The sequence below is a fragment of the Allobosea sp. CER48 genome, assembly GCF_044752385.1.
Lineage (GTDB): Bacteria > Pseudomonadota > Alphaproteobacteria > Rhizobiales > Beijerinckiaceae > Allobosea.
On record NZ_JBIWYK010000117.1, the window covers coordinates 1 to 7,778 of the forward strand.

The following is a 7,778-nucleotide window of genomic DNA, read 5'->3' on the forward strand; positions in this document are numbered from 1 at the left end:
GATCAGCTCTGCCGGCATTTGTCCGAGCGCGGCATATCCTACCAGCGCACCGATCATCCGGCGGTATTCACCGTGGCCGAAACGGCGCCGCACCGCGACGAGATGGTCGGCCACCACACCAAGAACCTCTTCCTCAAGGACAAGAAGGGCCGCCTGTTCCTGGTTTCGGCCGAGGCCCACGCGCGAATCGATCTGAAGCGCCTGCACGAGACGATCGGCGCCAGCGGCCGGCTTTCCTTCGGCTCCGCCGAACTGCTGATGGAGAAGCTCGGCGTCACGCCAGGTTCGGTCACCGCCTTCGCCGTGATCAACGATCGCGCCGGCGACGTCACCATGGTCCTCGACTCCACGCTTGCGGCGGGCGAGGACGTCAACTTCCATCCGCTGATCAACACCGCGACGCTGCGCGTCAGCCGCGACGATCTGCTGGCCTTCTTCCGCGGCACCGGGCACGAACCGCTGATCGTCGATTTGCCCGTGCCGCCCGATGGACAGAACGGCTGAAGCATCCCATCTATGGGCGATTGGCGGGCGGCCCAAACGGCATCGTCCGCATCTGGACGAAGCATCACGAAGGGCGACCCATGCTGGTCAATGGCGAGGCGGCCGAGCAACCCGGCCTGATCAAGGACACAACGACGCAGGGCTTCCGACAGGACGTCATCGCCGAATCGATGAAGCAACCGGTGCTGATCGATTTCTGGGCGCCCTGGTGCGGCCCCTGCAAGCAGCTCACCCCCGTCATCGAGAAGGTGGTCAAGGCGGCGGGCGGCAAGGTCAAGCTCGTCAAGATGAACATCGACGAGCACCCGCAGATCCCCGGCCAGCTCGGCATCCAGTCCATTCCCGCCGTCATCGCGTTCAAGCAGGGCCAGCCGATCGACGGCTTCATGGGCGCCCAGCCGGAGAGCCAGGTGAAGGCCTTCATCGAGCGCCTGGTCGGACCGATGGGGCCAGGCGCGACGGAAGAGCTGATCGAGGCCGCGCAGGCGGCGGCCGAAGCCGGCGACCCGGCCGGCGCGAGCGAGCTCTATGCCGGCGTTCTCCAGCTGGAACCCGAGAACCTCGCCGCCATTGCCGGGCTGGCGCGTCTGCATCTCGACAGCGGCGACATCGAGGGTGCCAAGGGCATCCTCGCCATGGCGCCGCAGGACAAGGCCGGCGATCCCGGCATTTCCGCGCTCCGCGCCGCGATCGAGCTGGCCGAACAGGCGGCTTCGCTCGGCGATACCGCTGAGCTGGAAGCGAAGGTCGCCGCCGACCCGAAGGATCATCAAGCGCGCTTCGATCTGGCGCTGGCGCTCAATGCCCGCGATCGGCGCGATGAGGCCGTCGACCATCTGGTTGCCATTATCAGGGCCGACAGGAAGTGGAACGACGACGGTGCCCGCAAGCAGCTGCTGCAGCTCTTCGAGGTCTGGGGCCCGATGGACGAGGCTAGTGTGGCCGGCCGCCGCAAGCTGTCGACACTGTTGTTCTCCTGACCGCCGAGAGGACGGAAGCGCGCATGGGCATGAACGCCGTCTATGAGGGGGCCCGGGATTGCCCTGAGGTGATCCCGCTCTTCCCCTTGAGCGGCGCCCTGCTCCTGCCGCGCGGACAGATGCCGCTCAACGTCTTCGAGCCACGCTATCTTGCCATGATCGACGATGCGCTGAAGGGCGAGCGGGTGATCGGCATGATCCAGCCCGAACCGGAAACCGGCCGCCAGCCGGAAATTCCGCCGCTGCTCAAGGTCGGCTGTCTCGGCCGCATCACCCAACTCTCCGAGACAGGAGATGGCCGCTACATCATCACCCTCACCGGCATCAGCCGCTTCCGCCTGGTCGAGGAGCTGAGCGTCGCAACCGCCTACCGGCAGGCCCGGGTCGACTACGAACCCTTCGCCGCGGATTTCGTCGCCCGCACCGGCGAGGAGGAAGTCGACCGCAAGGGCCTGCTCAAGGCGCTCAAGGACTTCGCCAAGGCGAACGACCTCAAGATCGACTGGAAGGGCGTCAACGAGGCGCCGAACGAGGCCCTGGTCAACGCGCTTTCCATGATGTGCCCGTTCGGACCGCGCGAGAAGCAGGCCCTGCTCGAGGCCGGTACGCTGAAGGACCGGGCCGAGGTTCTCGTTGCGATCACCGAGATCGAGCTCGCCCGCGGCGGCAGCGATCCGGACACGACCCTGCAGTGACCGTCGCCACGCCGCCAGCCGAGGCTCCGCCGACTGCATGGCCGCCGCGCCGCGCGGTCACCGCCTGGCTGTTCTTCGATTGGGCGGCTCAGCCGTTCTTCACCCTGATCACCACCTTCGTCTTCGCACCCTTCTTCGCCTCGGCACTCGCAAAGGACGCAGCCGACGGACAGGCGCTCTGGGGCTACGCCACCGGCTTCGGCGGCTTCTGCATCGCTCTGCTTTCGCCCCTGCTCGGCGGCATCGCCGACAGGACCGGGCCGCGCAAGCCGTGGATCGCCGCATTCGGCGCGCTTCTGGTGATCGGATCGGCCATGCTCTGGTTCGCAGTGCCCGGCTCGAGTGCCGCGGTGCCGATCGCACTTGCCGGCTTCGTCGTCGCGACGGTCGGCGCCGAATTCGCCACGACCTTCAACAATGCGATGATGACGCGGCTGGTGCCGCCGGAGCGCCTTGGCTGGCTCTCGGGCACGGGCTGGGCCATCGGCTATCTCGGCGGCCTGCTTTCGCTCGCCATCACGCTCGGCCTGCTGGCGGCCGACCCGAATACGGGCAAGACCTTGGCGGGCATCGCACCGATCCTCGGCCTCGATGCCGCAGCGCGCGAGGGCGACCGGTTCTCCGGCCCGCTGACGGCGCTGTGGTTCATCATCTTCGTCACCCCGATGTTCCTGTTCACCCCGGATTCCAGCAAGACGGGCCTGAGCCTCGCCGAGGCGGCCCGAGGCGGCGTCGGCCGGTTGAGGGCCACTCTCGCCGAACTGCCGAAACTGCCGTCGCTCGGCCGTTTCCTGCTCGCGAACATGATCTATCAGGATGCCCTGGTCGCGCTGTTCGCATTCGGCGGCATCTACGCTGCGGGCGTCTTCGGCTGGCAGACCATCGAACTCGGCATCTTCGGCATCATGCTCACGGTCACCGGCACCCTCGGCGCCTGGCTCGGCGGCAAGCTCGACGATGCCATCGGAGGCAAGCCGGTCGTGCTCGGCTCGATCGCCTGTCTGCTGTTCGCCTGCCTCGGCATCCTGTCGCTCAGCGCGGATCACATCCTGTTCGTGATCCCGGCCGCACCGCCGGTGCAGGGCGACGGGCTCTATGCCTCGCTGCCGGAGCGGGTCTATCTCGGCCTGGGCCTGCTGATCGGCCTCGTCGCCGGCCCGCTACAGGCCGCTTCGCGCAGCCTGATGGCACGGCTCGCGCCTCCCGGCCGCATCGGCGAGTTCTTCGGGCTCTTCGCCCTCTCGGGCAAGGTCACGTCCTTCATGGGGCCGACGCTGGTCGCGCTGGCGACGACGATCTTTGCCAGCCAGCGCGCCGGCCTCGCCGTGCTGGTCGTCTTCTTCCTGGCGGGCGCGGCCCTGCTCGCCGGCGTCAAGGTGAAACGGGCGCCGTAGCGCCCGTTCGGTCTCCTCAGCGAACCAGGATGTTCCTGAACTGCCAGGGGTCGCTCTCGTCGATGTCCTCGGGGAAAAGCCCAGGGCGGCCGTCGAGCGGCGTCCAGTCGGTATAATAGCCCTTCACCGGCCCGAGATAGGGCATCTGGATTCCCAGGCAGCGATCGAGGTCCATTTCCTCCACCTCGACGATGCCGGCATTCGGGTTCTCGAGCGCCCAGACCATGCCGGCGAGCACCGCCGAGGTGACCTGCAGGCCGGTCGCGGTCTGATACGGCGCGAGCTTGCGGGCTTCCTCGGTCGAGAGCTGCGAGCCGAACCAGTACGCGCCCTTGTCGTGGCCGTAGAGCAGCACGCCGAGCTCGTCGATGCCGTCGACGACCTCGTTCTCCTCGAGGATGTGGTGCTCCTCCTGCGGGCGGCCGGCATTGCCGAACATCTCGTGCAGCGAGAGGACGGCATCATTCGCGGGGTGGTAGGCGTAGTGGCAGGTCGGCCGGTAGATCGCCTTGCCGGTCTCGTCGCGCACGGTGAAATAATCCGCGATCGAGATCGACTCGTTATGCGTCACCAGGAAGCCGTATTGCGGGCCAGGCGTCGGGCACCAGCTGCGCACCTTGGTCTCGGCGCCAGCCTGCATGAGGTAGATAGCCGCCTGCGAACCGGCCTCGTGGGTGCGGGCATTGCCCGGCATCCACTTCTCATGGGTACCCCAGCCCAGCTCCGCCGGCTGCACGCCCTCGGAGATGAACCCCTCGACCGACCAGGTGTTGACGAAGACGCCCGGCGGTTTGGGGTTCTTCGAACGCTGCGTGTCACGCTCGGCGATATGGATCCCCTTGACGCCGACCTGCTTCATCAACCCGGCCCATTCCTCGCGGGTCTTCGGCTGCGGCACGTTGAGGCGCATGTCGGCGGCAATGTTCAGCAGCGCCTTCTTGGCGAGCCAGGAAGCCATCCCGGGATTGGCGCCGCAGCAGGAGACCGCCGTCGTCGAGCCGGGCTGGCGGGCGCGCTTGGCGGCCAGCGTCATCTCGCGGAGCGCATAGTTCGAGCGCTCGCCCGGGCCCTTGCTCTCGTCGAAATAGAAGCCGAGCCAGGGCTCGTTCACCGTGTCGATATAGAGCGCGCCGAGGCTGGAGCAGAGCTCCATGATGTCGCGCGAGCCGGTGTCGCAGGAGAGATTGACGCAAAAACCCTGCCCGCCGCCGGCGGTGAGCAGGGGCGTCAGCATCGTCTGGTAGTTCTCGATGGTGACGGCTTCCTGGATGAAGCGGATGCCGCGTTCGTCAAGAAGGTGGCGGTTGGAATCATCGGGAGCAATGACGACGAAGCGGCTCTTGTCGAACTTGAAGTGCCGTTCGAGCAGCGGCAGCGTACCGCGGCCGATCGAGCCGAAGCCGATCATCACGATCGGGCCGGTGATCTCGCCGTAGACGGGCCAATTCGTCATTCTCTGAAACTCCTGGGTTCTGGGAACAAAAAGCGCTCGAAAAGCTCGTATGAGCGCAAAATCGCGCCGTCAATCGCAACGGCGCCCTCCACGCGGTCTCAGCATGGAAAGCGCCGGGCGATGACGGCGCGATGACGGGTGTGAAAGGCGTCAGGCGGCCTGCGCGAACTCCCGCATCCGGGCGGCCTTTTCATCCGCCACGCCGGCAGCGGTCAGCACACCGCTGGCACCGTCGAGCGCACCGTCGCGCAGCTCGATGGCGAGGAACCGCTCGCGCTCGACCGGTCCGGGCATGGCAAGCTCGCGCGTCAGCGACGGGTCGAAGCCGAAGCGCGCATAATAGGGCGCGTCGCCAACCAGGATGACGGCGCCGTGCCCGCGGCAGGCCGCGCGCCACAGCGCCTCGCGCATCATCGCCTTGCCGAGGCCCTCGCCCTGGAGTTCGGGCTTGACCGCGAGCGGGCCAAGCAGCAGCGCCGCTACGCCATTGGCTTCCACATGCCAGAGACGCACGGTCGCCAGCAGCTCGCCATCGCGCTCGGCGCTCAACGCAAGCCCTTCGGCCGGAAGCCGGCCCTCGCGCAGCCGCTCGCTGGATTTGGCCGTACGGCGCTCGCCGAGGCAACGGTCGAGCAGCGCCTCGCGGGCAGGAATGTCGGCAGCGATTTCATCGCGGATCGTGATCATGACGCACCTCCTGCCGGAGCGCCTGCTCATGCGCAGACCTTCCCGGCGCCGCGCGGGCGCGGCCACAAGCGGATGGATTGTGTGGAAGGGGGTCCGGCGGGAGCCACGCCCGCACCTCCGTTCTGGAGGCACGCACGCTCCACCCGACTGGCGTCGGACAGCCTGCTTTCGCAGGGCGCTTCGCCGGACCCGATAGGTGAGGAAGGAGCCCTCGCTCCTTCCGACGTCAGATGACGTACTGCTTCAGCGGCGGGAAGCCGTTGAAGGCGACGGCCGAATAGGTCGTCGTATAGGCGCCCGTGCCCTCGATCAGCACCTTGTCGCCGATCTCCAGCGAGAAGGGCAGCATGTACGGGGTCTTCTCGTACATGACGTCGACCGAGTCGCAGGTCGGGCCGGCGAGCACGCACGGGACGGTCGCATCGCCATCGCGCGTGGTGCGGATGGGGTAGCGGATCGCCTCGTCCATGGTCTCGGCGAGACCGTTGAACTTGCCGATGTCGAGATAGACCCAGCGGACCTCGTCCGACTCGGCCTTCTTCGAGATCAGCACGACCTCGGCCTCGATCAGGCCGGCTTCGCCGACCATGCCGCGGCCCGGCTCGATGATCGTCTCGGGCAGCTGGTTGCCGAAATGCTTCGACAGCGCCCGGAAGATCGCATCGCCATAGGACGGCACGCCCGGAATCGGCTTCAGGTAGCGCGCCGGGAAACCGCCGCCGAGGTTGACCATCGACAGCGAGATGCCGCGGGTGGCGCATTCCTTGAAGATCGCCGAGGCCGACGCCAGGGCGGAATCCCAGGCGTTCACGTTGGCCTGCTGCGAGCCGACATGGAACGAGATGCCATAGGCGATAAGGCCCATGCGATGGCCGTGCTCGAGCACGTCCGCGGCCATTTCGGGCACGCAGCCGAACTTGCGCGAGAGCGGCCAGTCGGCGCCGGCACCGTCGCAGAGGATGCGGCAGAAGATGCGCGCATCCTTGACGCCGGTCTTGTCCGCCGAGCGGGCGACCTTCTCGACCTCGGCCGTGCAGTCGACGGCGAACAGGCGCACGCCGAGCTCCATGGCGCGCACGACGTCGCGCTCCTTCTTGATGGTGTTGCCGAAGGAGATGCGGTCGGCGGTGGCGCCGGCAGCGAGCGCGAGCTCGATCTCGACGACCGAGGCGCAGTCGAAGCAGGAGCCGAGCTTGGCGAGCAGGGCGAGCACTTCCGCCGCCGGGTTGGCCTTCACCGCGTAGAAGACGCGGGTGTCGGGCAGCGCGCGGGCAAAGGCGTGATAGTTCTCGCGCACGACATCGGTGTCGATGACGACGCAGGGCCCGTCCTCACGTCGGGTACGAAGAAACTCACGGATGCGGTCGGTCATGAGACGCGACTCCCCTACGACGCAAGCGGCGTCGATGCGATGTATCGCCGGATTGATTCGTCGCTTTCGCGAGGCGCTTTGGAGACGCCTGCTACAGCGGACGAGCCGTCCGGACCCGAAACACCGTTCGATTGGGGAAGACCCCGCACGGCCGGCAATGAAGGACAAGCCTCTTCGGTGTTGACCTGTGGAAAGCCAACGAGACCAAAAAAGCCCGCTCCGTCGTTGCTTTAAGCTGCGTCCCCCGTGGAGATTCGGGGTTCGCCGGTTTTGCCTCCGGCTGCCGGTCTGTGTCGGGGAACAATCTCCTTGCGGAGACTGGGAAGCGTGATTTGAGGGATGTCCATCCCCTCCATCCGTCTTCCAACCCCTGGCGGCTGTCCGGCCTCTTGTCCGGATGCCCACCGACCAGCACGCGGCCACAGGCACGTGCGAATTGGGTGAACGCGATATACGGACGACGACTCCGGATCACAAGTGTTTTGTGAGCCCGAAGCCGCATTTTTTTGCAGGGTCGATCTGCGCTTATCCGGAAACAAGTCAACGGGTGAAAGCGCTTCGCCGGCTATGGGTTAGTTGCGCTTCTCGCAGAAGCGGATCCGATTGCCGAACGGGTCCGGCACCTGCAGTGTCCGGCCGCCCGGACCGTCTTCCTCGATGCCCGGCTTCGAATAGGTATAGCGCTTGCCGATC

At 66.7% G+C, this 7,778-nt stretch carries 8 protein-coding genes; 4 read left to right on the plus strand and 4 right to left on the minus strand.

From position 1 onward, the window contains the following. The 4 genes from ACIPIA_RS06665 to ACIPIA_RS06680 form a co-directional block, all read left to right on the plus strand. Positions 1-504 (plus strand): prolyl-tRNA synthetase associated domain-containing protein (locus ACIPIA_RS06665; protein WP_400507863.1); only part of this gene is annotated, 504 nt, incomplete at its 5' end. 80 nt (positions 505-584) lie between these two features. Further along, the gene (trxA, locus tag ACIPIA_RS06670) at positions 585-1,484 is read left to right on the plus strand and encodes a thioredoxin (RefSeq protein ID WP_400507865.1); all 900 of its coding nucleotides are present in this window, start codon (positions 585-587) and stop codon (positions 1,482-1,484) included. A 23-nt stretch (positions 1,485-1,507) separates the two neighbouring features. Then, on the plus strand, positions 1,508-2,179 hold the full coding sequence (locus ACIPIA_RS06675; protein WP_400507867.1) for an LON peptidase substrate-binding domain-containing protein: 672 nt from the start codon (positions 1,508-1,510) through the stop codon (positions 2,177-2,179). Further along, complete coding sequence (locus ACIPIA_RS06680) at positions 2,176-3,573, plus strand: MFS transporter (protein ID WP_400507869.1); 1,398 nt, start codon at positions 2,176-2,178, stop codon at positions 3,571-3,573. Before ACIPIA_RS06675 ends, ACIPIA_RS06680 begins: the two co-directional genes overlap by 4 nt. Positions 3,574-3,589: 16 nt before the next feature. On the opposite strand, the gene ACIPIA_RS06685 is transcribed toward ACIPIA_RS06680, so the two are convergent. The 4 genes from ACIPIA_RS06685 to ACIPIA_RS06700 all read right to left on the minus strand — a co-directional run bounded on the left by ACIPIA_RS06685 (position 3,590) and on the right by ACIPIA_RS06700 (position 7,777). After that, positions 3,590-5,026, minus strand: coding sequence for a homospermidine synthase (locus tag ACIPIA_RS06685; RefSeq protein WP_400507871.1), 1,437 nt, complete (start codon positions 5,024-5,026; stop codon positions 3,590-3,592). Positions 5,027-5,176: 150 nt separating this feature from the next. Continuing rightward, entirely contained in the window at positions 5,177-5,713 is a 537-nt protein-coding gene (locus tag ACIPIA_RS06690; protein WP_400507875.1) for a GNAT family N-acetyltransferase, read from the minus strand. Positions 5,714-5,939: 226 nt separating this feature from the next. Then, positions 5,940-7,085, minus strand: coding sequence for a type III PLP-dependent enzyme (locus ACIPIA_RS06695; protein ID WP_400507873.1), 1,146 nt, complete (start codon positions 7,083-7,085; stop codon positions 5,940-5,942). 572 nt (positions 7,086-7,657) lie between these two features. After that, positions 7,658-7,777 carry a glyoxalase superfamily protein gene (locus ACIPIA_RS06700; RefSeq protein ID WP_400507877.1) on the minus strand — a complete coding sequence of 40 codons (120 nt, stop codon included), beginning with the start codon at positions 7,775-7,777 and terminating at the stop codon, positions 7,658-7,660. Position 7,778 lies beyond the last annotated feature (1 nt).

What these genes read in the sequence shown, in the direction of transcription:
- trxA (WP_400507865.1), top strand. Translation starts at nt 585, where the DNA reads ATGCTGGTCAATGGCGAGGCGGCCGAGCAACCCGGCCTGATCAAGGAC.
- ACIPIA_RS06675 (WP_400507867.1), top strand. Translation starts at nt 1,508, where the DNA reads ATGGGCATGAACGCCGTCTATGAGGGGGCCCGGGATTGCCCTGAGGTG.
- ACIPIA_RS06685 (WP_400507871.1), bottom strand. Translation starts at nt 5,026, where the DNA reads ATGACGAATTGGCCCGTCTACGGCGAGATCACCGGCCCGATCGTGATG.
- ACIPIA_RS06690 (WP_400507875.1), bottom strand. Translation starts at nt 5,713, where the DNA reads ATGATCACGATCCGCGATGAAATCGCTGCCGACATTCCTGCCCGCGAG.
- ACIPIA_RS06695 (WP_400507873.1), bottom strand. Translation starts at nt 7,085, where the DNA reads ATGACCGACCGCATCCGTGAGTTTCTTCGTACCCGACGTGAGGACGGG.